The organism is Arthrobacter tumbae (genome assembly GCF_016907495.1).
Classification (GTDB): domain Bacteria; phylum Actinomycetota; class Actinomycetes; order Actinomycetales; family Micrococcaceae; genus Arthrobacter_D; species Arthrobacter_D tumbae.
In genome coordinates this window covers 2,948,374-2,972,576 of sequence record NZ_JAFBCC010000001.1, presented here as the reverse complement: position 1 = coordinate 2,972,576, position 24,203 = coordinate 2,948,374, and the positions used below count along the sequence as shown (strand labels likewise).

At 66.0% G+C, this 24,203-nt stretch carries 21 protein-coding genes and 1 riboswitch; of the genes, 3 read left to right on the top strand and 18 right to left on the bottom strand.

Annotated elements, in window-relative coordinates; translation table 11 throughout:
- Nucleotides 1–232: 232 nt before the first annotated feature.
- The 4 genes from JOD47_RS14040 to metX form a co-directional block, all read right to left on the bottom strand.
- Complete coding sequence (locus tag JOD47_RS14040; RefSeq protein ID WP_204535143.1) at nucleotides 233–985, bottom strand: alpha/beta hydrolase; 753 nt, start codon at nucleotides 983–985, stop codon at nucleotides 233–235.
- Nucleotides 986–1,076: 91 nt separating this feature from the next.
- Nucleotides 1,077–2,771 carry an HNH endonuclease signature motif containing protein gene (locus tag JOD47_RS14035; RefSeq protein WP_204535141.1) on the bottom strand — a complete coding sequence of 565 codons (1,695 nt, stop codon included), beginning with the start codon at nucleotides 2,769–2,771 and terminating at the stop codon, nucleotides 1,077–1,079.
- 147 nt (nucleotides 2,772–2,918) lie between these two features.
- Complete coding sequence (locus JOD47_RS14030; RefSeq protein ID WP_204535139.1) at nucleotides 2,919–3,635, bottom strand: VOC family protein; 717 nt, start codon at nucleotides 3,633–3,635, stop codon at nucleotides 2,919–2,921.
- Between the two features lie 87 nt (nucleotides 3,636–3,722).
- On the bottom strand, nucleotides 3,723–4,922 hold the full coding sequence (gene metX, locus JOD47_RS14025; protein ID WP_204535137.1) for a homoserine O-acetyltransferase MetX: 1,200 nt from the start codon (nucleotides 4,920–4,922) through the stop codon (nucleotides 3,723–3,725).
- Between the two features lie 17 nt (nucleotides 4,923–4,939).
- Nucleotides 4,940–5,072: riboswitch (SAM riboswitch) on the bottom strand.
- 371 nt (nucleotides 5,073–5,443) lie between these two features.
- Here metX and JOD47_RS14020 point away from each other — a divergent pair.
- Nucleotides 5,444–6,085, top strand: coding sequence for a VOC family protein (locus JOD47_RS14020; protein WP_204535135.1), 642 nt, complete (start codon nucleotides 5,444–5,446; stop codon nucleotides 6,083–6,085).
- Nucleotides 6,086–6,177: 92 nt separating this feature from the next.
- On the opposite strand, the gene JOD47_RS14015 is transcribed toward JOD47_RS14020, so the two are convergent.
- The 4 genes from JOD47_RS14015 to JOD47_RS14000 form a co-directional block, all read right to left on the bottom strand.
- The gene (locus JOD47_RS14015; RefSeq protein ID WP_204535133.1) at nucleotides 6,178–6,966 is read right to left on the bottom strand and encodes a CPBP family intramembrane glutamic endopeptidase; all 789 of its coding nucleotides are present in this window, start codon (nucleotides 6,964–6,966) and stop codon (nucleotides 6,178–6,180) included.
- Between the two features lie 120 nt (nucleotides 6,967–7,086).
- Entirely contained in the window at nucleotides 7,087–8,301 is a 1,215-nt protein-coding gene (gene hutI / locus JOD47_RS14010) for an imidazolonepropionase (RefSeq protein ID WP_204535131.1), read from the bottom strand.
- Nucleotides 8,298–9,791 (bottom strand): amidohydrolase family protein, encoded by a 1,494-nt coding sequence (locus JOD47_RS14005; protein WP_204535129.1) that lies wholly within the window; start codon nucleotides 9,789–9,791, stop codon nucleotides 8,298–8,300. The genes hutI and JOD47_RS14005 overlap by 4 nt, the downstream gene beginning before the upstream one ends.
- Nucleotides 9,788–11,014, bottom strand: coding sequence for an allantoate amidohydrolase (locus JOD47_RS14000; protein WP_204535127.1), 1,227 nt, complete (start codon nucleotides 11,012–11,014; stop codon nucleotides 9,788–9,790). The genes JOD47_RS14005 and JOD47_RS14000 overlap by 4 nt, the downstream gene beginning before the upstream one ends.
- A gap of 121 nt (nucleotides 11,015–11,135) precedes the next feature.
- Between JOD47_RS14000 and JOD47_RS13995 the strand changes: the two genes are divergently transcribed.
- A complete protein-coding gene (locus JOD47_RS13995; protein WP_204535125.1) occupies nucleotides 11,136–11,513 on the top strand; it encodes a VOC family protein in 378 nt (125 codons plus the stop codon).
- A 22-nt stretch (nucleotides 11,514–11,535) separates the two neighbouring features.
- On the opposite strand, the gene hutU is transcribed toward JOD47_RS13995, so the two are convergent.
- Together hutU and JOD47_RS13985 are read right to left on the bottom strand one after the other, a co-directional pair.
- Nucleotides 11,536–13,215, bottom strand: a complete 1,680-nt coding sequence (hutU, locus tag JOD47_RS13990; RefSeq protein ID WP_204535123.1) for a urocanate hydratase — start codon at nucleotides 13,213–13,215, stop codon at nucleotides 11,536–11,538.
- On the bottom strand, nucleotides 13,212–13,913 hold the full coding sequence (locus JOD47_RS13985; protein ID WP_204535121.1) for an IclR family transcriptional regulator: 702 nt from the start codon (nucleotides 13,911–13,913) through the stop codon (nucleotides 13,212–13,214). The genes hutU and JOD47_RS13985 overlap by 4 nt, the downstream gene beginning before the upstream one ends.
- A gap of 104 nt (nucleotides 13,914–14,017) precedes the next feature.
- Between JOD47_RS13985 and hutH the strand changes: the two genes are divergently transcribed.
- Nucleotides 14,018–15,604 carry a histidine ammonia-lyase gene (hutH, locus tag JOD47_RS13980; RefSeq protein ID WP_204535119.1) on the top strand — a complete coding sequence of 529 codons (1,587 nt, stop codon included), beginning with the start codon at nucleotides 14,018–14,020 and terminating at the stop codon, nucleotides 15,602–15,604.
- A gap of 104 nt (nucleotides 15,605–15,708) precedes the next feature.
- Here the strand turns inward: hutH and JOD47_RS13975 are convergent, their stop codons facing one another.
- The 8 genes from JOD47_RS13975 to gatA all read right to left on the bottom strand — a co-directional run bounded on the left by JOD47_RS13975 (nucleotide 15,709) and on the right by gatA (nucleotide 24,201).
- Complete coding sequence (locus JOD47_RS13975) at nucleotides 15,709–16,251, bottom strand: AMIN-like domain-containing (lipo)protein (RefSeq protein WP_204535117.1); 543 nt, start codon at nucleotides 16,249–16,251, stop codon at nucleotides 15,709–15,711.
- Nucleotides 16,252–16,480: 229 nt separating this feature from the next.
- The gene (locus JOD47_RS13970) at nucleotides 16,481–17,659 is read right to left on the bottom strand and encodes a cation:proton antiporter (RefSeq protein ID WP_204535115.1); all 1,179 of its coding nucleotides are present in this window, start codon (nucleotides 17,657–17,659) and stop codon (nucleotides 16,481–16,483) included.
- 7 nt (nucleotides 17,660–17,666) lie between these two features.
- Complete coding sequence (locus tag JOD47_RS13965) at nucleotides 17,667–18,149, bottom strand: cation:proton antiporter regulatory subunit (RefSeq protein WP_204535113.1); 483 nt, start codon at nucleotides 18,147–18,149, stop codon at nucleotides 17,667–17,669.
- A gap of 50 nt (nucleotides 18,150–18,199) precedes the next feature.
- Nucleotides 18,200–19,306: an NAD(P)/FAD-dependent oxidoreductase gene (locus JOD47_RS13960; protein ID WP_204535112.1), complete on the bottom strand. Its 1,107-nt coding sequence runs from the start codon at nucleotides 19,304–19,306 to the stop codon at nucleotides 18,200–18,202.
- Nucleotides 19,307–19,331: 25 nt separating this feature from the next.
- The gene (locus tag JOD47_RS13955; protein ID WP_204535110.1) at nucleotides 19,332–20,069 is read right to left on the bottom strand and encodes a protein phosphatase 2C domain-containing protein; all 738 of its coding nucleotides are present in this window, start codon (nucleotides 20,067–20,069) and stop codon (nucleotides 19,332–19,334) included.
- On the bottom strand, nucleotides 20,066–20,992 hold the full coding sequence (locus tag JOD47_RS13950; RefSeq protein WP_204535108.1) for an aminoglycoside phosphotransferase family protein: 927 nt from the start codon (nucleotides 20,990–20,992) through the stop codon (nucleotides 20,066–20,068). The genes JOD47_RS13955 and JOD47_RS13950 overlap by 4 nt, the downstream gene beginning before the upstream one ends.
- A gap of 194 nt (nucleotides 20,993–21,186) precedes the next feature.
- Entirely contained in the window at nucleotides 21,187–22,701 is a 1,515-nt protein-coding gene (gene gatB, locus JOD47_RS13945) for an Asp-tRNA(Asn)/Glu-tRNA(Gln) amidotransferase subunit GatB (protein WP_204535106.1), read from the bottom strand.
- Nucleotides 22,702–24,201 (bottom strand): Asp-tRNA(Asn)/Glu-tRNA(Gln) amidotransferase subunit GatA, encoded by a 1,500-nt coding sequence (gene gatA / locus JOD47_RS13940; protein ID WP_204535103.1) that lies wholly within the window; start codon nucleotides 24,199–24,201, stop codon nucleotides 22,702–22,704. It abuts the gene before it with no gap.
- Nucleotides 24,202–24,203 lie beyond the last annotated feature (2 nt).

Here is a 24,203-nt window from a genome sequence, read left to right as displayed (position 1 = left end):
CGGGGAGCCATTGCGTCAATGCACCGTGCTTCCCCGTGCATGTCCGCGCCCTCGGAAATGAGCTGCTCGAAACGCCGGATGTAGGCTGCTGACCTGTTGGGGTCCGCACGTTTTCCCGCGTCCCAGAGCGTTTCTTTATTCACACGCGGGAGTCTGACCCGCGGACGTGCGGCTGCATCGGGCAGACCGCCGATGTGGTCCCGCCCCAGAGATTCCGTCACGGTGAACGGCGTTACCGTGACAGTGGTTTCCGGCTGACACCAGGAACGACCATCTGCAGAAATTCCCGGACGTGTCCCAGTTCCTGTGCGTTGATGCTGTGGTACATGCCCGCGTAGAGCACCTTCGTCATCTTGGTGTGCCGGTTCAGCCAGCCGTGGGTGAACTCGATCCGGTCGGCAGGGATGACCGGGTCTTCCTGGTCACGGCCCCAGAAGAACGGCACGGGGTTCGTCTCGAGTGCGCTGTCGTGGAAGAACGTGCTGCCGTCGGTCGGCACAACAAAGCCGGAAAGCCCGACGACGGCCGCATAGTCCGTGGGGCGGGCACGCAGCATGGAGCTCGCGACCGCCATCCCCATCGAGAAGCCGAGCAGGGTGACGCTCGAGTGGGGCTGCTTGATTGAGTCGACCCAGTCAAGAACGTCCTGGACGGCAGCAGTCACCTTGTCGACCGAGTAGGCGGCATCCTGCATCAAGGGGAACCAGGTGAAACCTGCTCCCATGGCTACCGGAGCACGGACAGATGCCACGGTGAACTCGTCGGGCAGAAAGTCGAGAATGCCCATGAGGTCTTCCTCGTTGGCCATGTGCCCGTGCAGCAGTACCAGAAGAGGCGAGCCTTGGCGCTCGCCCTCAGGCTTCGACCAGACAACAGTCGGTGCAGTGCTGGGCTGGGTTGTGCCTGTACCTGTTCCTGGGCCGGACTGGGAGCCGGAGGCAGGGGAAGGCGCAGCAGAGCCGTCAGTCGAGGAGAAATTTGTCATTGCTCCATAGTGGCACGGCGGAACCCGCTCCTGTTGTCCCCCTTCCCGGAGGGGACCTACGTCCTTCCCCTCCCTTTCCTTTCCCTCCTGGCTAAAAGGGTGGTGGTGGTTCGGGTGGGATGGTGTAGGTTTTCCCGCCGGGTGAGGTGACGTGGTGGTTTCCGTTGTCGTCTGTGCCGGCGGGCCAGATGCCTTCGGTTTTGAGCATGTGGTGGAGTTCGCACCGGGGCCCGAGGTTTTCCAGCGACGTTTGTCCGCCGTGTGCCCACGGGGTGATGTGGTCGATTTCGCAGGACCACGACGACCGGTTACACCCCGGATGAATACACGTCGGATTGGTGATCCGCACCCAGTCCTGCAAGTGCTTCGGCGGCCGGTATCTGTCCCTGCCGACACTGAGCACCGCCCCCGTCTCGGGGTGGACGAGGATCCGGGTGAAACTCGGTGCGTGTCCGGCGAGGTTCCGGGCCGTTTCCGGATCGATGGGACCATATCCTTCCAACAGGCCGCTCTCACAACCCGCAACGTCCGGGACGGCGACATTCGGGGCGGTGACCGGTCCGGCAGCGGCTCCAGCGGCGGTGCTGGTTGCCGTGGTGTCTTCGGGTTTCTTCTGCCAGTCGGTGCGTGAGTGGCCCAGGAGAGTCATCACCGGCACGGTGACAAACACCGTGGCTCCAATCCCACGGAAACCGGTACCCCGTTTCGGGTCCCCAGTGCAGGTGTGGGTCAGCACGTCAGCGAACACATCTGCACGCAACTGCGCCAAAGTACGGGACTCGTCCGGGCCCTGCAACGACCGGGCCGCGGCGTCCACCCGGTTGAAAATACCGTGCGCCTGCTCCGCGGGAAGATACGCGTTCAACCAGGCCATACCGTCCTGCTCCGCCTGCACCAGAACCTCCCGATCCCTCACCGCCCGGACCTTACGCACAGTGATCGATTCCGGGTGCAGTTCCTCCCGCAACCGCCGACACCGCCGAGTCAACTTCGGACGGGTCAACCCGCCAGCGCTTCCCAACACCGTCTCCTCGAACCCGGCAACCGCCCCCGCCGGGATACACCCCGACTCATCCACAATCACCTGCGCCTGCACAGCACTGATCCGGCCCGTATCAAGGGCCTCCCACGTCGCCGGGAGATCCTCCGTCAGCCGTAACGCATCACCGAGTAACCGCGACGCCGTCCTCCCCGGCACCCGCAACAACGGCGCGATCTCCTGCACCGCCACCATAAACGAAAACCCTGCATCCACCCGACCCGCCACCGCCGCACGAGCGGCAACACCCGCAGCATGGCCAAGAACATCAGCACCCGGCGCCCCGGAAGCACCAGCACCAGCTTCGGCGGCTTCGGCGGCAGCTGCTTCCGTGCGCCGGATCTCAGCGGCACGGACCCCAGTGTCATAAATCTCCGAAAGGTGGACCTGATGAAACACCTCAGCGGTCAGCGACGCCTGCCGGGCAGCGACCCACGCCCCCAACCGGTCAGCCACCCGCAACAAATCCAACGTCTCAGCCAAACCACGGCCCTGCCCACCCAACGCCGCCTCCCGGGCGTGCGGCGACGTCCCCTCCTCCAACCGGTACACCAACCCCACCGGGGAAGCATCCTCAATACGCGCCCGGGCATGATCATCAACACCGGAATCATCCAACTCCGACGCCTCACCAAAAACGGCCTGCTCCAACAGGTCGTCAGGCCACGTCGCATCCGCCTGAGCATAGCCATCCTCAAGACTCACCCGAAAGGTGTCCTCAAGCGACTCACCAACCCCAATTCCCATACAAAACAGTCAATCACCCACCACCGACATTCTCGGATTGAACCTACTGCCGGGACCAAAGTGTGCCATCGGCGCCCACTCTCAAAGGATCGGCGGTAATCGCAATAGAACGCCTCCGTCCTGAACCTGCATTACTGCACCGGTCCATCACGAACCCGCCGGCAGCACGCACAGCTCGTTGCCCGACGGGTCGCTGAAGATCCTCCACGGCAGTTCACCCCAGTCCGGCCGGATCTCGCTACCGCCGCGCTCGGCGATGCCCGTCGCAATTTCATCGAAAGAATCTCCAGCCTCAAGCCGGACGTCGAGATGCATCCGGTTCTTCTCCTGACCTTTCGGCTCCGGTTCAGGACACAGCTCAAAAAGGGGGCCACGCATTGATGGATGGCGCAGGATTCGTGGCGCCCCGTCCACCTGTGTCCACCCCGTCAGCCAGGACCAGAACGCCGCATCCCTGTCCGGGTCGGAGGAATCGAGAGGCAGCGACGCGATAGGTCCGGATTCCGAATACACCGCCCTGTCATCCATCACGCAACATGGATTGCCCTCCGGATCAGCAAGCACCACCCAGGGAACAGTTCCCTGTCCTATGTCGAGGTGTCGTGCCCCCAGCCCGATTAACCGGTCGACCTCCTCTTTTTGGCGGCTGCCGCCCGGAAGGTCAAGGTGAAGCCGCGGGGGAAGATGTGACGCATCCGGCACGCGCTGGAAGCACAGATCCAGCACCGGTCCACCCTCGATGGTGAGCCGGGTTTCGAAGCCGTCTAATTCGTCTGTGAGCCGCTCACCGCCGACGACAGCCTCCCAGAACCGGCCGAGCCGCTGTGGGTCAACTGCATCGAAGACAAGGTTCTCCAGGTACATGGTCCTCACCGTAGGCCAGCCGATAGCGACCGCTCAAGGAAGCGCCCCGCCTGGCGCGGGAGAAAGCCCGCCGGGCTCCAAGCCGCGCTAGCCGGCGCGCAACCGCGACTCTGAGGCGGTCTCCTGGACACCGCCGTCGTCGGTGTTGCTTGGAACGTTGCTATAAAACGCTGCCACCAGCGCGGGCTCGAGCTGCGCGATCTCCGTGAGGAACGCATCATGGCCGATGGGTGAGGCAATGGTGTGGACGGCAACGTTCCCGGGTAGCGCGGACGCCAGTTCAGCGGACTGACGCGGCCAGTAGAGGCGGTCGGAATCCACAGCGGCGATAAAGAACTCGGCCGTGGTGTCAGCGAGCGCAGAGCTGAGACTGCCACGGTCACGGGCAACGTCGTGGCTCATCAACGCTTCGGTGAGGATGACGTAGCTGTTGGCATCGAACCGGCGGACCAGCTTTTCCGCCTGATGATCCAGGTAGCTCTCCACCTGGTACCGGCCGCGCCCGCCCGGCACCGCAGAACCGAATGGCTCCTCCACACCTTGCGCTGCCCGGCCGAACCGGTGCACGAGTTCAGCCTCCGAACGGTACGTGATGTGCGCGATGCGCCGGGCAAGGCCCAGCCCATCCTCGGGACCGGCGCTTCCGTAGTAGTCGCCCCCGGTGAACCGCGGATCGAGGCGGATGGCCTGCACCTGCGTCTGCGCGAAGGCGATCTGCTCCGCCGTGCTCGCCGCCCCGCACGCAATGACAGCGCACCGCTGCACCCGCCGGGGATAAGTGACGGCCCACTCCAGCGCCCGCGCGCCTCCCATCGACCCGCCCAGCACCGAGTGCCAGGAGGAAATGCCGAGCAGGTCTGCGAGCAGGGCCTCGGCGCGGACGGAATCGCGGATGGTGACAAAGGGGAACCGTGAACCCCACGGCAGCCCATTTGGGTCAAGCGATGCCGGCCCCGTGGACCCGTAACAGCCGCCCAGCATATTGATGGACACCACAAAGTAGCGGTCCGTGTCGATTGTCCTGCCCGGACCCACCAGCCCGTCCCACCAACCATCCTCGGCGGACTCACCGCGCGCTACATGCGAACTGCCGGTGAGCGCGTGCTCGATGAGCACCGCGTTGGAGGCATCGGCATTGAGCGTGCCCCATGTCTCGTAGGCAAGGACGACGTCAGGCAGATTCCCGCCCGTTTCCAGCGCCAGCGGGCCGATCCGGAGCCGCTGCACGACGACGCCGTCAACAATCTCCGCTTCCGGCTGCGGAACCGCTGTGGTGATGCCTGTCAAAACCCTGCCGCCTTACTGAATCGCGCTTGCTCCTGCACACTGCGTGCAGGGCCTGGTCGTCACCCGGGGCACCCCGCCGCGAGGGAGGGTTGCCGGACAGCAAGCCGGGGCTGATGGCGGGCAGAACCCGCCGCACTGTCACTCGTTACCTCGTTCAAGCAAACCCGACCAGCCCGGGTGAGAGCAACTATTGTGACGTGCGGTGAAAGTCGGCCGGCGCTCACGAGGGCGGGCGGCGAAACGATGACCCGGCGCCCGAAGGCCGGCGCTCACGATGGCCGGCACCGCCAAAGATGCTTGAGTGGGGCCGCTCTCGTCTATGGGAAAACGGTCGGCCCCACTCAAGGGGGAGGCCCAGTGGGCGTCCCGGGCAGGAAGCTCCGGCGGTCTCGGAACCGGGCTACCTGTCAGAAGCAACTATCCGGCTCTGACCTTGGGTTTTGCTTGTGGCACCCGCCACCTGAATGTGACTTAGGTAACCCTTAGTCGAGGCGTCCATCACAAAGTGCCAAAATGGGGCCATGCGCCTGGATCATGTGTCTTATGCCTGCGAACCCGACGGTCTGACTGCTACTGCGGAACGGATTGCCGACGCCCTCGGTGTTGAATTCGTCAAGGGTGGAGTACACCCGCGGTTTGGTACCCGCAACATGATTGTCCCGTTGGTCAATGGCCAGTACCTCGAGGTCGTCGAAGTCCTCGACCATCCCGCATCGGACAAGGCTCCGTTCGGCCAGGCTGTGCGGGCACGGTCCGAGGCAGGCGGCGGCTGGATGGGCTGGTGTGTTGCCGTTGATGACCTCGCACCGTTCGAGGATCGCCTTGGCCGCAGTGCCGTTCCCGGGAACCGCAAGTTCCCCGACGGGCAGGAGCTGACCTGGCAGCAGATCGGCATCAAGGGCCTCATCGCTGACCCCCAGGTCCCCTACATGATTCGCTGGGACGACGGCACGGAATCCCTTCACCCGTCCCACGCTCGGGCCGCGTCAGCGCGCCTCAGCGCACTGACCATCGCCGGGTCCGCTGAACGCGTCACGGAATGGCTCGGCACTCCCGTCAGCCACCCCCTGGATGACGTCGACGTCGAGTGGATCGCTCCCAACGGCACGCCCGGCATCATGTCAGTAGCGTTCGAAACGCCGAAGGGTGCAGTCCGGATCTAGTGCGGGACTTTCGCGGGACTGGTTCGCAGGCTCCCGAAACCGGTCGCAGCGCTAGGTCCCGATGCGGCTAGCTCACGACGCCGATCGCGGCGCTAGTTCCCAATGCCGATGGCCGGGCCGAAGATCGCGAAGCCCACAAAGCCGGCAATATCGAGCAGCGCGTGGGCTATGACCAGCGGCATCACCCGCTTGGTACGCGTGTAGGCGTAGCCGAAGATAAGGCCCATGATTACGTTGCCGATGAACGGGCCGATCCCCTGGTACAGGTGGTAGCTCCCGCGCAGGAGCGCCGAAACCACAATGATCACCGGAACCGACCAGCCCAGTTCCCGGAGCCGCTCAAAAAGGTAGCCCACCACAATCACCTCTTCGAGCACCGCATGGCGGACGGCCGAAAGCACCAGTACCGGCAGCGTCCACCAGTAGGTGTCAAGCGCCGTCGGGATGATCGCAGTGGTGAGTCCCAACGCCCGGCCTGCGGCGTACACCCCTAGTGTTCCCACACCGATCACCGCGGCGAGCCCCACACCCAGGCCAAAGTCGACCTTCGGCTTGCTGAAGGTGAAGCCGATGCGGCGGAACGCCGACTTACCCGGCTCGGTGAGCAGGAAGAGCACAAGCACCACGGGAACCAGCGCAAAAAAGATGTTCAGCAATTGGTAGGTGAGGTCGAAGTACTGCCGGTCGTCCAGAACCGGATTGAGCCGGGTGGTCTGGGCGGACAGGGGCGCGCGGGTCAGCTTGTCGATCAGCTCCACCACGGCGTAGACCCCAGCCTGGCCCAGGGACAGGCCAAGGACAATCAGGATCTCCGCTTTGAGGCGTTTCCTGCCGGCGGTTGACGACAACGACGACGGCTGGCTGGTTTTGGCGGTTGGCATGCCTTCATGGTGCCGTACGCTTCGGTGCTTGCCAAAGCGTACAAAAACGGTTCCCCGGGTAGTTTTTGTCGCCTACTTGCTGTTCCGAGCATCGTAAAACAGCAGCTAGGCGACAAAAACTCAACGGACCCGCTGGCCGTCGCGCCACACGGCATGCGTCAGGTGCATCCCCGGACGGTAGGCGAGATGGGTCGCTGACGGTGCGTCCAGCAGCTGCAGGTCAGCCCGGTGTCCGACTGCGAGCGAACCCACGGCCAGCCGGCCACCGTCGTCGGTTGTCTGCTCGCGGTGGAGGGCAAGCGCACCGCCGTAGGTTGCCGCACGGACGGCTTCGGCAACCGTCAGTCCCATCTGCAGCACGGCCGTGGCCACGCAGAACGCCATGGACGTGGTGTAGGACGTTCCGGGGTTGCAGTTCGAGGCAAGCGCGATGGGTACACCGGCATCGAGAAGCTGACGGGCGGGCGCGAGGGGTTGCCGTGTGGACAGATCGCACGCGGGCAGGCATGTTGCCACCGTCCCCCGACTACCGGAATCACCCTCCCAGCCGGACCACGAACCGGCAAGCGCATCAAGGTCCGACGACGTCAGGTAGTTCACGTGATCGACGCTGGCCGCTGCCTCCTCCACAGCAAGCCGCACACCCTCCCCCGGTCCCAGCTGGTTGCCGTGGACCCGGAGTCCCAGACCCGCATCCCGGCACGCGCGGAGCACTTCCCGGCTCTGGTCGGGTGTGAACGCGCCGGTTTCACAGAACACATCAGCCCACTGCACGTGGGGCCGGACGGCGCTGAGCATGGGGCCGGTGACGGTTCGAACGTAGTCGTCGGCACTCCACCCCTGCGGAACCAGGTGCGCACCAAGGAAAGTCACCTCGTCAGCTGTTGCGGCAGCGATCCGTGCGCTGCGGGCTTCTTCCTCGACATCGAGGCCGTAGCCGGTCTTCGTCTCGAGGTAGGTGGTTCCGCCGGCTGCGGCAACGGCCACCCGCTGCGCGACGAGCGCGCCGAGTTCCTCGTCCGACGCGCGCCGAGTTGCATCCACCGTCACGGAGATTCCACCCGCCGCGTAGGACTGCCCCGCCATGCGAGCTTCGAATTCGGCGGTCCGATCGCCGGCGAAAACCAGGTGCGTGTGGCTGTCCACCCAACCGGGCAGGCAGGCGCGTCCACCGGCGTCGTACCGGGTATCAGCGGCAGGAGCGTTCCCGGCGGGCCCGAGCCAGGCGATCCGCTCACCCTCGAACACAATCGCCGCATCCTTCAGCACCCGCTGCTCGGCGTCCTGCGTCATGAGCTCGCCGATGCCGGTGATGACCGTAGTAGCGCCCGTCATGAGTCTGCCTTCTCCCTTGTTGCGTTCCCCGGTGGTGCGTTGCTCGGTGGTGCGTTGCTCGGTGCTGCCGCCGCATCCATCCGTGCGATCGCCGCGGCGAGCAGCGTGCCCGGATCCCCCAGCCGCGTGTGGTGCCCGTTCCGGGCAACCACTTCCCCACCGACGACGACGGCGGTGACATCCTGCGCTGTGGCCGTCAGGACGAGCTGGGCGGGGGAAGATCCGGCCGTCCGTGCAGTTCGAGGGTCGAGTGCGACCAGGTCGCAGACCCGTCCCGGCGCCAGGCCGGCTGCCGGCCGTCCCTGCGAACGTGCCCCGCCGCTGGCAGCCGCGCGCACCAGTTCAGCGGGCGAGAACCGTCCACGTCGCCCGCTGGCCAGCCGCTCGCCGTGTTCCAGGGCCCGCATTTCAAGCCAGGGGTCGACGACGGCATGCTGGTCGGTGCCCAGAGCCACCACCGCACCGGCATCCTGCAGAGCGTGTGCGGGGCCGATACCGTCGGCGAGATCCGCCTCCGTGGTGGGACACATCGCTACGGTAACCCGCGCCTGGCCGAGGAGCTCGACGTCCTGGGCGGTCAGGTGCGTGGCATGGACCACCGTCAACCGTTCCGAGAGCAGGTGATGCTTCGCCAGCAGCCCTGCCGGTGTGGTTCCGGTCCTCTCGACGCAGTCGCGGTTCTCGGCGGGCTGCTCGGAAAGGTGGATGTGCAGGGGCACATCTGCGGGAAGGTGTTGTGCGATGTGCGCGAGTGCAGGTTCATCGACCGCGCGCACGGAGTGCAGGGCTGCGCCGACGGATACCTGGGAGGCATCGAAACTGCCCGTGATGGCGGTGCGGAGGGAGTGCCACCGGGTGAGCCACGCTTCGGCACTGCCGTCAGTGAAGCGTGCCTGTTCGGGCAGCACCGGCGCACCGAAGCCGGAGGAAAGATAGCAGGTGTCCAGCAGCGTAAGCCGGATGCCGGCTGTGACCGCGGCGCGGGCGAGCGCCAGCTCCATGGCGTGCGGGCCGTCGTCGTGCAATCGCGCTGGTTCTGTTGGCAGTTCAAATCTTTTTTGCGGCCGGGAACTTGTTGGCGGCTCGGTACGCGGCTTGCCGTACCCCGTTCCATCCTGCCTGTGGTGCACGTAGTGGAATTCGGCGACGCTGGTCCAGCCGGCGGTGACCATTTCGGTGTAGACGGCAGTGGCGAGTTCCTCGTACAGCTCCGGGGTGAGAACACCGGCCGCCCGGTACATTGCTTCGCGCCACGTCCAGAATGTGCCCGTACCGGTGTGGGTCCGCCCCCGGAGAACCCGGTGGAAAGCATGCGAGTGTGCATTCGCCGCAGCCGGGAAGACGACGCCGTCCAGCCGCAGGTCGTCAGGTCCGGGTTCCGTGCCTGTGATGACGTTGCGGACGACGCCGCGCTCATCGAACTCTGCCCGCACGCCCGCCGCAATCTCCCCGGACTCCAGCCAGGCCTGCTCGCACCAGAGTGCTTTCACAGCAGCCGCTCCAGCGCGTCGGCGAGCGCAACTGCGCCATGGTCGGCGTCGTCGTCTTCGACGTGTTCCTCCGGAGAATGGCTGATGCCGGTCGGATTGCGCACGTACAGCATGGCTGAGGGAACGTGTGCTGCCAGGATGCCGGCGTCGTGCCCGGCACCGGTCGGCAGGCCGGGAGCACCGGGTACGGCGAGCTGCAGCTGGCGCTGGAGTTCGCCGTCGAAGGTCACGGTGCCGCTGACGGACTCCCGGGTCAGTGCGGCGGTGCACCCTTCGAATGCGGCCGCCTTTTGCGCCTGACCGTGAATCGATTCCACCAGCGCGGCCGTGGTGGCGTCGTCCGGGTGCCGGATGTCGATCCAGAGGTCAACGCGGGAGGCGATCACATTGGTACCGCCCGGGATCGGCTGGAGCCTGCCCACCGTCGCGCGGGCCTCCGGGGTGGCCGCGGCCGTCTTCCGGATGGCGAGAACTACCTGCGCGGCCGCAACCATGGGGTCCGCGCGGTCCTCCATGAGAGTGGTTCCGGCGTGGTTGCCCTGCCCGCTGATAGTCAGTTTCCAGCGGCCGTGGCCGATGATCGAGGTGCCGACGGCAATGGGGGAATCGAGGTCGATGAGTCCGCGGCCCTGTTCGACGTGGAGTTCCACGAAGTCGCCGATCCGGCGCAGTGCGCCGTCGTCCCTGCCGAGCTGCGCGGGGTCCAGCCCGTTGGCGCGTGCGGCCTCGGCGAAAGTGACGCCGTCGGGATCCTTGAGGTTCCGCGCAGTATCAGCGTCGATGGCACCGGTCAGCAGCCGTGAGCCGAGGCAGGCCACACCGAAACGGGAGCCTTCCTCCTCGGGAAAGACTGCGACGGCGAGCGCACGCTGCGGTTGGACGCCCCGCTTCTTCAGGAGGTCCACCGCGGCAAGGGCCGAGGCGACGCCGAGCGGACCGTCGAATGCACCTCCCCCGGGCACCGAGTCGAGGTGGCTGCCGGTGACGAGCGCGCCGTCCCGGGTGCCGCCGTCGTTCGTGTCAGCGCCGGCGACGTCCCACCAGGCCCAGAGGATGCCGTTTCGGTCGGTTTCGACATCCAGGCCGCGTCGGTGGGCCTCCTGCTGAAACCAGGACCGCAGATCCAGTTCAGCCGGGGAGAAAACATGGCGGGAGTAGCCGCCGCGGACGGAATCCCGCCCGACATCCTCGATTGATTCCAGCAGGCTGCTTACGCTGTCCATCGGTTTCCCTTCCCGTCTTCGAATGTTTTCCACATGCACCACGTGCGCCCCTGTGCAGGCTCATGGATCGGGCCTAGACTCACCAGCATCCTGCAATCCGATCAAACCAGAGGAGTTCATCGTGGGCGGACGTGTTGTACATTTCGAAATCCCTTTTGACGACGGCGATCGCGCCCGGGAGTTCTACCGCGAAGCGTTCGGTTGGGAGGTGTCGCAGATGCCCGAGTTCGACTACACCGCTGCGGGCACCGGACCTGCCGGAGAACAGGGTCCCACGGAACCGGGCTATATCAACGGCGGCATGTTCAAGCGTGACGACGGCCCGCTCTCCGGTCCGATCATCACTCTTGACGTCGAGAACATCGAGGAGGCGCTGGCGAAGGTTGAATCCCTCGGTGGGTCCGCCGTCGGCGAGAAAATGACGGTCGGCGACATGGGCTTCGCCGCCTACTTCCGCGATCCCGAGGGCAATGTGATGGGCCTCTGGCAGAACCCCTGACCTTCCGGGCCCGGAACCCTGGTTAGCCCTCCATGGGTACACGGACTCCACGCTCACGGGCCACCTCCCGGGCTCGCTCGTAGCCCGCGTCCACATGGCGGATGACGCCGGTTCCCGGGTCATTGGTCAGGAGCCGTTCCAGCTTCTCCGCTGCCAACGCCGTTCCATCCGCTACCGACACCTGCCCGGCGTGGATGGAACGGCCGATGCCGACACCCCCGCCGTGGTGGATCGACACCCACGTTGCACCCGACGCGGTGTTGAGCATCGCGTTCAGCAGTGGCCAGTCCGCTATCGCGTCTGAGCCGTCAGCCATGGATTCGGTCTCCCGGTAGGGCGAGGCAACCGACCCCGAGTCGAGGTGGTCCCGGCCGATCACCAGCGGCGCGGAGACTTTGCCCTCGGCGACGAGCCGGTTGAAGAGCAGGCCCGCCTTCGCGCGGTCGCCGTAGCCGAGCCAGCAGATGCGTGCCGGCAGGCCTTCGAACTCGACGAGCTCCCCGGCGGCGTCCAGCCAGCGGTGCAGGTGCCTATTGTCCGGAAACAGTTCCTTGAGCGCGGCATCGGTGACCGCGATGTCGGCCGGGTCTCCGGAGAGCGCCACCCAGCGGAAGGGGCCCATCCCCTCGCAGAAAAGCGGTCGGATGTAGGCCGGAACAAAGCCGGGGAACTCGAAGGCCCGCTCAAAGCCGCCCTTGCGTGCCTCATCGCGGATGGAGTTGCCGTAGTCGAAGACCGTGGCGCCGGCGTCCTGGAACCCGACCATCGCCTCCACATGCCGGGCCATGGAGGTCTGCGCCTTCTTTGTGAAGCCGTCCGGATCACCGGAGGCCTCGCGCTCCCATTCGTCGACGCCGAGGCCCTCGGGCAGGTAGCTCAGCGGGTCGTGCGCGGAGGTCTGGTCGGTCACGATGTCGATGGCGAATTCACCGTTCCGCTGGCGCTCCAGCAGCGCCGGCAGCATCTCGGCAGCATTTCCGACGACGCCGACAGACAGCGCCCGCTTCTCGCGCTTGGCGTCAAGCACCTGCCGCAGTCCATCCTCGAGATCGGCGGCGACAACGTCGAGGTAGCGTTTGGCAGCCCGCCGGCGCAGGCGGGTTTCGCTGACGTCGATGATCAGCACCGCGCCGCCGTTCAGCGTGACGGCCAGCGGTTGTGCGCCGCCCATGCCGCCGCAGCCCGCGGTGAGCGTGAGCGTTCCCGCGAGGGTCCCGCCGAACCGCGCTTCGGCCACCGCTGCGAAGGTTTCATAGGTTCCCTGCAGGATCCCCTGCGTGCCGATGTAGATCCAGGATCCGGCGGTCATTTGCCCGTACATCATGAGCCCCTCGGCCTCCAGCCGCCGGAACTCGGGCCAGCTGGCCCAGTCCCCCACGAGGTTGGAGTTGGCGAGGAGGACCCGCGGCGCCCACGGGTTGGTGCGGAAAACGCCCACCGGTTTGCCCGACTGCACCAGGAGGGTTTCGTCGTCCTCAAGATCCTTCAGGGTGGCCACAATGGCGTCATACGCTTCCCAGCTGCGTGCCGCCCGGCCGGTGCCGCCGTAGACGACGAGGTCTTCGGGCCGCTCTGCCACCTCCGGGTCGAGGTTGTTCATCAGCATCCGCAGGGGTGCTTCCGTCTGCCAGCTTTTCGCCGTGAGTTTGGTGCCGCGCGGTGCGCGGATGGTGCGTGACGGGTCGTGCTGGGTGAAGATCATGACTGTGCTCCTGAAGGCTCGTTCGGAAGGGAGGATTCGGTGCCGTCCGTGGCAGTGTCCGTTCGGGCGGTGAGGATGCCCGCAGCTTCGCCGGCGACCTGGCGTCCGATCCGGCGCGCGCCGTCGTCGGTAATCCGGTAGGTGGGCACAACGACGCTCAGCGCTGCCACCACCTGCCCGCCGGATAGTACAGGTGCGGCGATTGCGGTGACATCGGGCTCGATTCCGTTGCTGACCACCACGAAGCCGTCCCCGGGAGTGTCACCGCTCAGGACAGCGCCGGCGGCGGATCCATCCAGCGGAATGCTCCGGCCCACCCAGCTGGTGTGGCGGACGGAGTGGGTTCCCTCCCGGACGGACAGGTAGATGCCATGGCCGTCGTGGGAGGGCACATTGAGGTAGGCGGACTCCCCTGTTGAGTCGACCAGCCGTTCCAGTGCTCCCTCCGCCAGCGACACGAGCGATTCGTGCGAGAGCGCCTGCGCGCCGAGCTGGACCACGCGCATGCCGGGCCGGTAGCCGTCGTCGTCCCGGCGGACAAAGCCGGTGCCCTCAAGGGTGCGCAGCAGCCGCAGCGCGGTCGACGCGGAGAGCCCGGCATCGCGGGCGGCATCGGCGAGGGTTACCGATCCGCGGTCGCATACCGTGCCGAGCAGCAGCAGTGCCCGTTCAACGGTGCGGGTGGAGGTATCCGCCACGAGTTCTTCCTTGCGTTCGGTGGGAATATGTATTTCACTTATTGAAACGCTCATTTCATCTGTTGGCAAGAGCAGGCGATTGCGGGACGAGAAAAGGACAGGTCATGCCAGACGAAAAGATCGGCACAATCGTCAGCATCGGTTTAGGCGCACTGGCGCCGGCAGAGGTTGTTGCCGTAGCGCGGCACGGTGCGCGGGTGGAGCTCGGCAGGGACTCACTGTCCGCCATGCAGGCCAGCCGCTCGGTGATCGATGCCCTCATCGACGATCCGACACCGCACTACGGCGTGTCCACAGGCTTCGGCGCGCTGGCGACCAAGCACATTCCCGTCCAGGAGCGCACGCATCTGCAGCGCAGCCTCATCCGCAGCCACGCGGCGTCGTCGGGCGCGGAGGTGGACCGTGAGATAGTGCGCGGGCTGATGCTGGGCCGGTTATCCACCATGGCCACCGGCCGGACGGGCGTGCGGCCGGTCGTCGCGCAGACCTACGCGGACCTGCTGAACGCGGGCATCACTCCCGTGATCGGCGAATATGGTTCGCTGGGCTGCTCCGGCGATCTCGCTCCCCTGTCCCACGTGGCGCTGGCCCTCATGGGCGAGGGCGAAGTAAGGAACGACGACGGCGCGCTGCTGCCCGCCGCTGAGGCGCTCAGTGCCGCCGGCATCGCCCCCGTCGAACTGCGCGAGAAGGAGGGCCTCGCCCTCATCAACGGCACCGACGGCATGCTGGGTATGCTCGTTCTCGCCTCCGCGGATCTGCACCGGCTGCTGCGTACCGTTGACCTCGCCGCGGCGATGAGCGTGGAGGGCCTGCTGGGAACCGACAGCGTCTTCGCCGAGGACCTGCACCAGCTTCGGCCGCACCCGGGACAGGTTACTTCCGCGGCGAACATCCGTCGCGTGCTTTCCGGGTCACGCCTCATCGGCGAACACGCCTCGGACGAGCGCAAGGCGCACCGGTTCACGCGGGTGCAGGACGCGTACTCGCTGCGGTGCGCACCGCAGGTTCATGGTGCCGCTCGGGCAACGCTGGCGCATGTCGAGTCTGTCGCGGCGATCGAGCTTGGGTCAGCAATCGACAATCCGGTGGTGACGGTTGACGGGCGGGTTGAGTCGAACGGCAACTTCCACGGCGCACCGATCGGTTACGCGCTGGACTTCCTCGCGATCGCCGTCGCAGACCTTGCGTCCATGAGCGAACGCCGCACCGACCGGTTTCTCGACAAGAGCCGCAACCACGGCCTGAACCCCTTTCTGGCTCACGATCCGGGTGTTGACTCCGGCCACATGATCGCCCAGTACACCCAGGCCGGTATCGTGTCCGAACTCAAGCGCCTGGCGGTCCCGGCCTCCGTCGACTCCATCCCGTCCTCCGCAATGCAGGAAGACCACGTGTCGATGGGGTGGTCTGCCGGACTGAAGCTGCGGCGTGCGCTGGACGGACTGACGCGGGTGGTGGCGATCGAGCTGCTGACCGCGGCCCGCGCGCTGGACATGCGCGACGGCGGCGTCGGCACCTCGTGCAGTTCTCCCGCCATTCACGCGGCGCGCGCTGCTCTCCGGGAGGTGGTGGAGGGTCCGGGGACGGACCGGTATCTCGCGCCTGAAATCGAGGCGGTGCGGAAGCTGGTTGAGGCTGGGTCCGTACTTGCCGCCGTCGACCGCGTACTGGGCGAGCCGCTCGCCTAACTTTCAGCCCACCATCGGCCGGGGGCGTAGGTAATGGCGCTTTGAGTAACTCAAAGCGCCATTATGTGACTCCTTACACCGGTTGGGGTTGGGGGCGGATTCCCCTACCAGCGATGGGCCACATCGATGACCAGCCGGGATGAGGCTCCCGGCCCGTCGAGTGTGAAGACCCGGAATGGAAGGCGGGCGCGAACGCCGAGGCCAAAGGTCGTGCGGCTCTCGAAGCTGTCCACGTAGGCGACCTGCCGGAAGGTCGTGAACCCGGCAACATTGACCGCTTCCGACCGGACGGCGGGGCGGTAGGTTGCGTTGTAGCGCGAGTCATGTGCTGGTGCGTTGACGGTTACCTGGATATCCGCCCCACCGCGCAGCGGAGTGGTCAGGCCGGAGGTTCCGACGACGGCGCTGGTGTACCTGATCAGGTAGCCGGCACCCTTGCCGCGAACATCGATGACGAGCCGGTCGAAGCAGGCATGGCGCCCGGCCCTTGCGTTGACCATTGGCGAACCCGTATAGGCCGTGCTGGTCTTCGCCAGTGAGCCCCAGGTGATTCCGCAGTAGGGAGCCGCAGAGGCTGGGGATGGCGCTACCAGTCCGAACCCGACAATAAGGAGCAGGCTGGCCAATAGCGCACGGAGTGTGTGCATGATGCACCACCTTTCAAAGGAGTAGGTGCGATCATCGTAGGGCCGCGCTTCCGCAGAAGATCCGGCCTGCAACCCATCGGCGCGCAACCGTTACGGGCGGGAGAATTGCCGGTTGCTCGCCTGCTGTTTTGGGACGTAAAACGCAATCATTCGGACACCGCAATGACACCGTGTGTTTTTCGGGTCTCACCACGGGGTCTCACACGGGCTGCGGCGATTTACCGGGGTTTTATGCGGACTGCGGCGCCATGCGCAGGACCAGCCGCATGGCTGGTTCCGCCAGCCGGGCGGCAATGGGCCCGAGGATGGCCATCAGCAGCACATAGGCCGTGGCCAGTGCAGCCAGCTCGTCCGTGATGGCTCCGGACGCCACGGCAAGACCGGCGATCACAATGGAAAACTCGCCGCGTGCGATCAGTGCCGCGCCCGCACGGGCACGGCCCAGCCGGCCGACACCCTGCCGTTTGGCCGCCCACCAGCCGGTGGCCACTTTTGTCACCGCCGTGATGGCTGCGAGGAGCAACGCGTAGCCCAGCACCGGCGGGATGGTCGAGGGATCGGTATTCAGCCCGAACACCACAAAGAAGATGGCTGCAAACAGATCGCGCAGCGGTTCCAGGAGGCGGGTGGCGTTCGTGGCAGTCGCTCCGGAGATCGCAATGCCGAGCAGGAAGGCCCCGACGGCGGCTGACACCTGCATCGCCGCCGCCAGGCCCGCGACTAGCAGCGCTCCGCCGATCAGTGTCAGCAGGAACACCTCGCGGTCCTTCGAGTCAACGATGGCCGAGACGGTTCTGCCGAAGCGGAGAGCTATCACGAGCACTATGGTGACCACCACCAGCGAGATGCCGACTGCCTGAAGCCCGCCGGCGAAGCTGACTCCCGCAAGCACCGTGGTGAGGATGGGAAGGTAAATGGCCATCGCGAGGTCCTCGAAAACCAGCAGCGACAGTATGACCGGGGTCTCCCGGTTTCCGAGCCGCCCAAGATCCGTGAGTACCTTGGCGACGATGCCCGACGACGAAATGTAGGTCACTCCCCCGAGGACCAGCGCTCCGACACCGCCCCATCCAAGCACCAGCGCAATGATTGCGCCGGGCAGGAAGTTCAGCAGGATATCCAGGACTCCCGCCATCCAGGACTGTTTGAGGCCGGTCACCAGTTCGCCGGCCGTATATTCGAGGCCGAGCAGCAGCAGCAGGAGAATGACGCCGATCTCGCTTGCGATCTGGCTGAACTCTTCCAGCCCGTCGAGCTCGACGAAACCGCCCTGCCCGAAGAACAGCCCTCCGATCAGGTAGAGCGGGATCGGCGAGAGACCGATCCGTCCGGCGAGCCTTCCGAGGATACCGAGGCCAAGGAAAACCGCTCCGAGCTCAATGAGGACCAGCGCGCTGTGATTCTCCACGGGCGGCTCAGCCGCCGCTAAGAATCTCGGCCGCGGCGTCGAGCCCTTCGGAGGTTCCTACGGCCACCAGCAAGTCGCCCGCAGCCAACATGAAATCCGGTGTGGGCGAAGCCTGCACCTGGCCCCGCCTCAGGACCGCAACCAGCGAGACGCTGGTGCGTGTGCGCATTTTCGTGTCGCCGAGCTTGCGCCCGTCATACGGGGAGTCCACGTCGATGAGGAACTGCCGCGTATTCACGCCGGGCAGATCCCTGTGGTCTTCCGTCAACTGCGCCACGATCTCATGCGATCCGAGCAGGTTGCCCAGCGCGGAAGCCTCCTCGGCGGTCAACGGGATGGATGCCAGACATGCATCGGGATCATCGGCGCGGGACACGATCAGCTCCGTCTCGCCGTCGCGCTGGGTGACGGTGCCGATCCGGCGGCCTGACGCCGTCACAATGTCCTTGCGCACGCCGATTCCGGGGAGCGGCGTTTCTTCAACCTTCATGCTTTTACTTTAGACCCGCCGGTCTCACCGGGGTGCTCAGGGTTCCTGATTCATCTTCCGGCTGCAAGCGATGTTGCGAAGGACTGGCCGGCGGCGGAACCGGCTCCAGTCCCCGTAATGAGCCCGGCTGACAGTTCAGCAATGGCCGACGACGTCTGGAACCCGTAGCCGCCCTGGCCCGCCAGCCAGAAGAACCCCTCAGCCTCCGGATCGAACCCGACGACCGGTAGACCGTCGGCTACCTGGGTACGTAAGCCTGTCCAGGCCCGCCTCACGCTGCCGATTCCGAGAGTGGTCAGGGAACCAAGCCGGGAAATCAGCGCCTCGAGGTCCTCGGGACGCGGTTGTGCATCCTCCGGCACGCTCGGGACTGTTTCGGCAGGCGAGATGAGGAGACCGTCGTCGTCCCTCCGGAAGTAGAAGGTGTCATCCGCGGCAGCAACCATCGGCGAATCGGGAGCGGGAATATTGTCCGCGGCGACAACCGCTGCCGTCCGTCGGTAGGGCCGCACGCCCTGCGTAGCCACACCGGAGAGGACAGCCAGTTCATCGGCCCAGGCGCCTGCCGCATTGACGACGACGGCGGCGTGCACCGCCTGCGAACCGGCACCGACTTCCCAGGCCGTCCGGAGCCGCTGGACCGAGTGGACGCGCGCGCCGGTCACGATGCTGATACCGCCGGACTCCGCTGCTGACCGGTGGTGTTCCAGCAGGACGTCGGTGTTGCAGCCGACCGCTGTGGTGTCGAGTCCGGCGGAACTGTAACCCTGCTCCTGGGCGGCCGGCGCGATCTGCGGACAGAGCCGCACCGCCTCCTCCCATGGCAGGCGTTGCATTGAGCCGCTGGCTCTGGAAACGACGTCGTCCTCCGAGCCGATCAGCATGAAACTGCGCGGAGTGAGCACCGGCGCGGGAAGGTCATCCTCCGCTTCCCGGATGAGGTGAAGCGTACGTGCGGTCAGCTGCTGGATTACTTCGGGCCCGTAACTGGGGATGAGCTGCCGGGCCGACCGCGAGGAGGTGTGATAGGCGAGGGAATGTTCCGCCTCGACGAGGATGACCCTCAAGTGGGCCCGCTGGTCCGATGTCAGCGCAGCAGCGAGCGAAAGTCCCGCGATACCACCGCCAATGATCACAACGTCTGCTGTCTCAGTCATTGCGCTCCCTTCCGCTTCATTGACGCTACGCCAGTGCGACGCACAGGACTGAGGCGTCATCGGCCGATTCGCCGATCTCATCCTGTGTGGTCCGCAGCATCAGCATAAGCTCCTGCGCGCCCATCGGAGTCTGTACCGCCTCAAGGAAATCCGCCGGCCCGCTGACCAGACCGAGATCCACGGCCCGCCACGCGCCGTCGGACGCCAGCACCACCTTATGCGCCGGCTCCAGCGTGACCAGCCGGGCGTGCTGGGCTGCTGCCGGTTCGCGGCGCGCAACCCAGACCCCCTCCGGTGTGTTTCGCGCCAGCCGCGCCCTGCGCAACTCATCAAGCGACGACGATCCGTCCAACGCTTGCCCCACGTGCCTTACTTCCCCGTCGTTGAGCGCCGCGACCACGTGGCAGTCGGCGAGGCTGAGGACCGACAGGGCGCCGTCGTCGTCGGCTGTGACGAGCGAGACCGCGGCGCTGGGGAAACGCTGGGACTCCGGTCCCACCAACCGGTGGCCGAGCTCGTCCACCGTCGCCAGCGCGGCGGCCAGCACGGCACGGGGATCCCGCGGCCCGGCGCTTTCCGCCAGCGCCAGCCCGAGTACCTGCGCATACCAGGACGGGTTCGAGGCACCCGGCAGGTCAAGTTCGTCCAGCAGGGATGTTGCGCCGTCGATCATCCAGACGGCGTTGGCGCGGAAGCCGCAGGCGTCTTCCATGACGTGGTTGTCACCCTCGGTCTGGACCCGGGAGACGTGTGTCCAGTTCATCCGGTGTGCCCTTCGTCGGTCAGTACGTCGTCAGTCAATACGTCGTCGGTCAATACGTCGTCCAGGATGCGCGTGCCCATGGTGTGGAAGACGGGATTGTCATCGGAGGTGGCGGCCATGGCTGTGGCGATGCAGAGCGCCCAGCCCCGTGCGCGCTGCCAGGTGGCGGCGTCTACTGGCCGTTCCCTGGTGACCGTTCCGATGAACGTACGCCTGCCGGTGCGGTTGAAGACGAGCCAGGCGGCGGCGAGGTCCGTGGCTGGATCTCCAGAAGTGAGGTCGCCGAAGTCGAGGACGCCGGCGAGTCTGCCCTGCGGGTTCAGGACGAGGTTTGCTGCGTGCAGGTCGCCGTGCAGCCACAGCGGCGGTCCGGTCCACCCGGGTTGGTCCCGCAGGATCCGCCAGAGGTCGAGCAGTTCCCGGGATAGTCCGGCTGCGGCAATACGCTCCTCCACAGCCGCGCTCCGTGTGGACAGTGGAACTCCGCGGACCCTGTTTTGTGGGGCGTCAGCCGGTGCCGCGCGGTGGAAAGCTAGTACAAACTGTGCCAGGTCGGTGGCCGCGGCGGACCTGCGCGCTGGTTCGACGTCCGCCGCCAGCGTTCCGTCCAGCCAGCGCGTGATGGTCCAGTACCAGGGAAAGTACGACGACGGCGTGCCCGTTCGCACCGGAACCGGCATGACCGTTGCGAGGCCCGGGCTCAGTTCCGGCAGCCAATGCTGTTCGTTGCGGATGAGTTCGGCTGCCGCCTGCCGCCGTGGGAGGCGGACGGCGAGGTCGTCACCGAGCCGGAAGATCACGTTATCCCAGCCGTGAGCGACCTCTACGAGCGGCAGGTGGGCGAGATCGGGGTGCTGGTCAGCGAGCAGGCGCATGACCAGCGCCGAGGTGACGTCCACCTCTGCTGCCGGCATTGTGGCCATGGCTTCCTCACTCGTGAACGGAGCAACCTGGACGCTCCGGGACGCTCCGGGACGAGCAACCCGGACGAAAGTGAGCGGAATACCGCGCACCTCCGTCCGGGTTGCTCCCGATCATGTCCGGTTAGCTCACTCTGCGCTGCCTAGCCTTCGACTGGCTAGCGTCGACCCCGCCGGCCAACCCTCGACCCCGCCGGCTAACCCTCAACCCCGAGGCGTTCGAGGATGAGCTGGCGGACCCGGCCGGCGTCTGCCTGGCCGCGGGTGGCCTTCATGACCCCGCCCACAATTGCTCCGACTGCCTGCAGTTTTCCGCCGCGGATCTTTTCGGCGACGTCAGGCTGTGCAGCGAGGGCGCCGTCGATCGCTTCCAGGAGGGCGCCGTCGTCGGACACGACCTCCAGCCCACGCTGCGCAACCACTTCGGTGGGTGTGCCTTCACCGGCGAGGACACCGTCGAGCACCTCGCGGGACAGCTTGTCGTTGATCTTGCCGGCATCGATGAGGCCCTGCAGTTCAACGATCAGGCCTGGCGTGACCCCCAACTCAGCGGGTTCGACATCCGAGACCTTGGCACGGCGGGAAATTTCGCCCATCCACCACTTGCGCGCTGTGGCCGGCTTGACGCCCGCAGCGATGGTCTCCTCGATCGCGTCCATGACACCGGCGTTCACCACGTCGCGGAATTCCGCATCCGAGTAGCCCCAGTCAGCCTGCAGGCGCTTGCGGCGCGCGGCGGGAGGTTCGGGAAGTTCACTGCGGAGCTTTTCGATCCAGGCGTCGTCGGTAACTACCGGGACCAGGTCCGGTTCGGGGAAGTAGCGGTAGTCGTCGGCGTCGGATTTGGGGCGTCCAGCCGTCGTCGACCGTGTGTCCTCGTGCCAGTGGCGGGTTTCCTGCGTGATGGTGCCGCCGCCGTCGAGCACTGCGGCATGACGCTGGATCTCGTACCGGACGGCGTGCTCAACGGCACGCAGCGAGTTCACGTTCTTTGTCTCGGTGCGGGTGCCGAACTTCTCCTGGCCCTTGGGCTTGAGGGAGACGTTGGCATCGCAGCGGACATTGCCGCGTTCCATTTTTGCGTCTGAAACGCCGAGGTTCTTCACGATTTCGCGGATGGCTGCCACGTAGGCCTTGGCCAGTTCCGGCGCGCGCTCGCCAACGCCGACGATCGGCTTGGTGACGATTTCCACGAGGGGAACGCCCGCACGGTTGTAGTCGACGAGCGAGAACTCCGCGCCCTGGATGCGTCCGGTGGCGCCGCCCATGTGGGTCAGCTTGCCGGCGTCCTCCTCCATGTGGGCGCGTTCGATCTCGATGGTGAACACGGTGCCGTCAGCAAGCTCGATGTCGATGGAGCCGTCGTAGGCGATCGGCTCGTCATACTGCGAGGTCTGGAAGTTCTTCGGGGTGTCCGGGTAGAAATAGTTCTTCCGCGCGAAGTGGCATTTTTCGGCGATCTTGCAGCCCAGTGCCAGGCCAATCTTGATGGATGACTCCACCGCCACCCGGTTGATGACGGGCAGAACCCCGGGGAGGCCGAGGTCCACCGGTGTGACGTTGGTGTTGGGTGTATCTCCGAAGGCGTTCGGCGCTGAAGAGAACATCTTGGTTCGGGTATTCAGTTCAACGTGAACCTCGAATCCGAGGACAGGATCGAACTTCTCCATGGCCTCGTCGAAGGACAGGATTTCGGCGGTTGCAGCAGTCATTTACTTCACTCCAGCGATCTCGGGTGCCTGTGCCAGCAAGGGTCCGCCCCAGGTGTCTTCGAGCAGCGCTTCCAGTGCAGCGCCTGCCCGGTAAAGCCGTGCATCCTGGCGCGCAGGGGCGAGGAACTGGATGCCCACCGGCAGTCCGTCGGCAAGGCCGCCGGGGACCGAGATGCCCGGAACGCCGGCCATGTTCGCAGGGATGGTGGCGACGTCGTTCAGGTACATGGCGAGCGGATCGTCCAGCTTCTCCCCCAGCTTGAAGGCTGTGGTCGGGGCGGTGGGCGAGATGAGAACGTCTGCCTGGGTGAACGCGGCGTCGAAGTCCCGCTGGATCAGGGTGCGGACTTTCTGTGCCGAGCCGTAGTAGGCGTCGTAGTAGCCGGCGCTCAGCGCGTAGGTGCCGAGGATGATGCGGCGCTTTACTTCGTCTCCGAAGCCGGCTGCGCGGGTGGCGCCCATGACGCGTTCAATGGTGGGAGCGCCGTCGGGCACTACACGCAGACCGAAGCGCACGCCGTCGTACTTGGCAAGGTTGCTCGATGCCTCAGAAGGCATGATCAGGTAGTAGGCGCCCAGCGCGTACTTGAAGTTGGGGCAGGACACCTCGACGACGTCGGCACCCGCCTGGCGCAGCAGGTCCAGTGCGTCGGTGAAGCGTGCCTGGACGCCGTCCTGGTAGCCCTCGCCCTGCAGTTCCTTGATGACGCCGATGCGCATGCCCTTGACGTCAGCGTTGCTTGCAGCCTCGACGAGCGCGCCGACCGGGTCTGTCAGTGAGGTGGAGTCGTGTGGATCATGGCCGCCGATGACCTCGTGGAGAAGTGCGGCGTCGAGCACTGTTCGCGTGACCGGGCCGATCTGGTCCAGGGAAGAAGCCATGGCGATGGCGCCATAACGGGACACGCCGCCGTAGGTCGGCTTGACGCCGACGGTTCCGGTGACTGCGCCGGGCTGGCGGATGGAACCGCCGGTATCGGTTCCAAGCGCGAGCGGCGCTTCGAAGGCGGCGACAGCTGCAGCTGATCCACCGCCGGAGCCGCCGGGGATGCGGTCGAGGTCCCAGGGGTTACGGGTGGGCCCGTAAGCCGAGTGCTCGGTGGAGGAGCCCATGGCGAATTCGTCAAGGTTGGTCTTGCCGAGGATCGGCATCTTCGCATCGCGGAGCCTGCGGACAACGGTGGCGTCATACGGGCTGTGCCAGCCCTCGAGGATTTTGGAGCCGGCCGTGGTGGGCTGGCCCTTGGTGACGATGAGGTCCTTGACGGCGATGGGGACGCCCGCGAGCGGGTGCATAGCGTCGCCAAGAGACCGCTCCTTGTCCACCTCGGATGCCACGCGGAGTGCTTCATCAGTGTTGACGTGAAGGAACGCGTTGATCGCCGGATCGACTTCGCCGATGCGGTCGAGGTGAGCCTGGACAGCTTCCACTGCCGACACCTCACGGGAGGAAAGCTTGGCGGCGAGCTGGGCAGCGCTGAGCCTGGTGAGATCGGTCATTT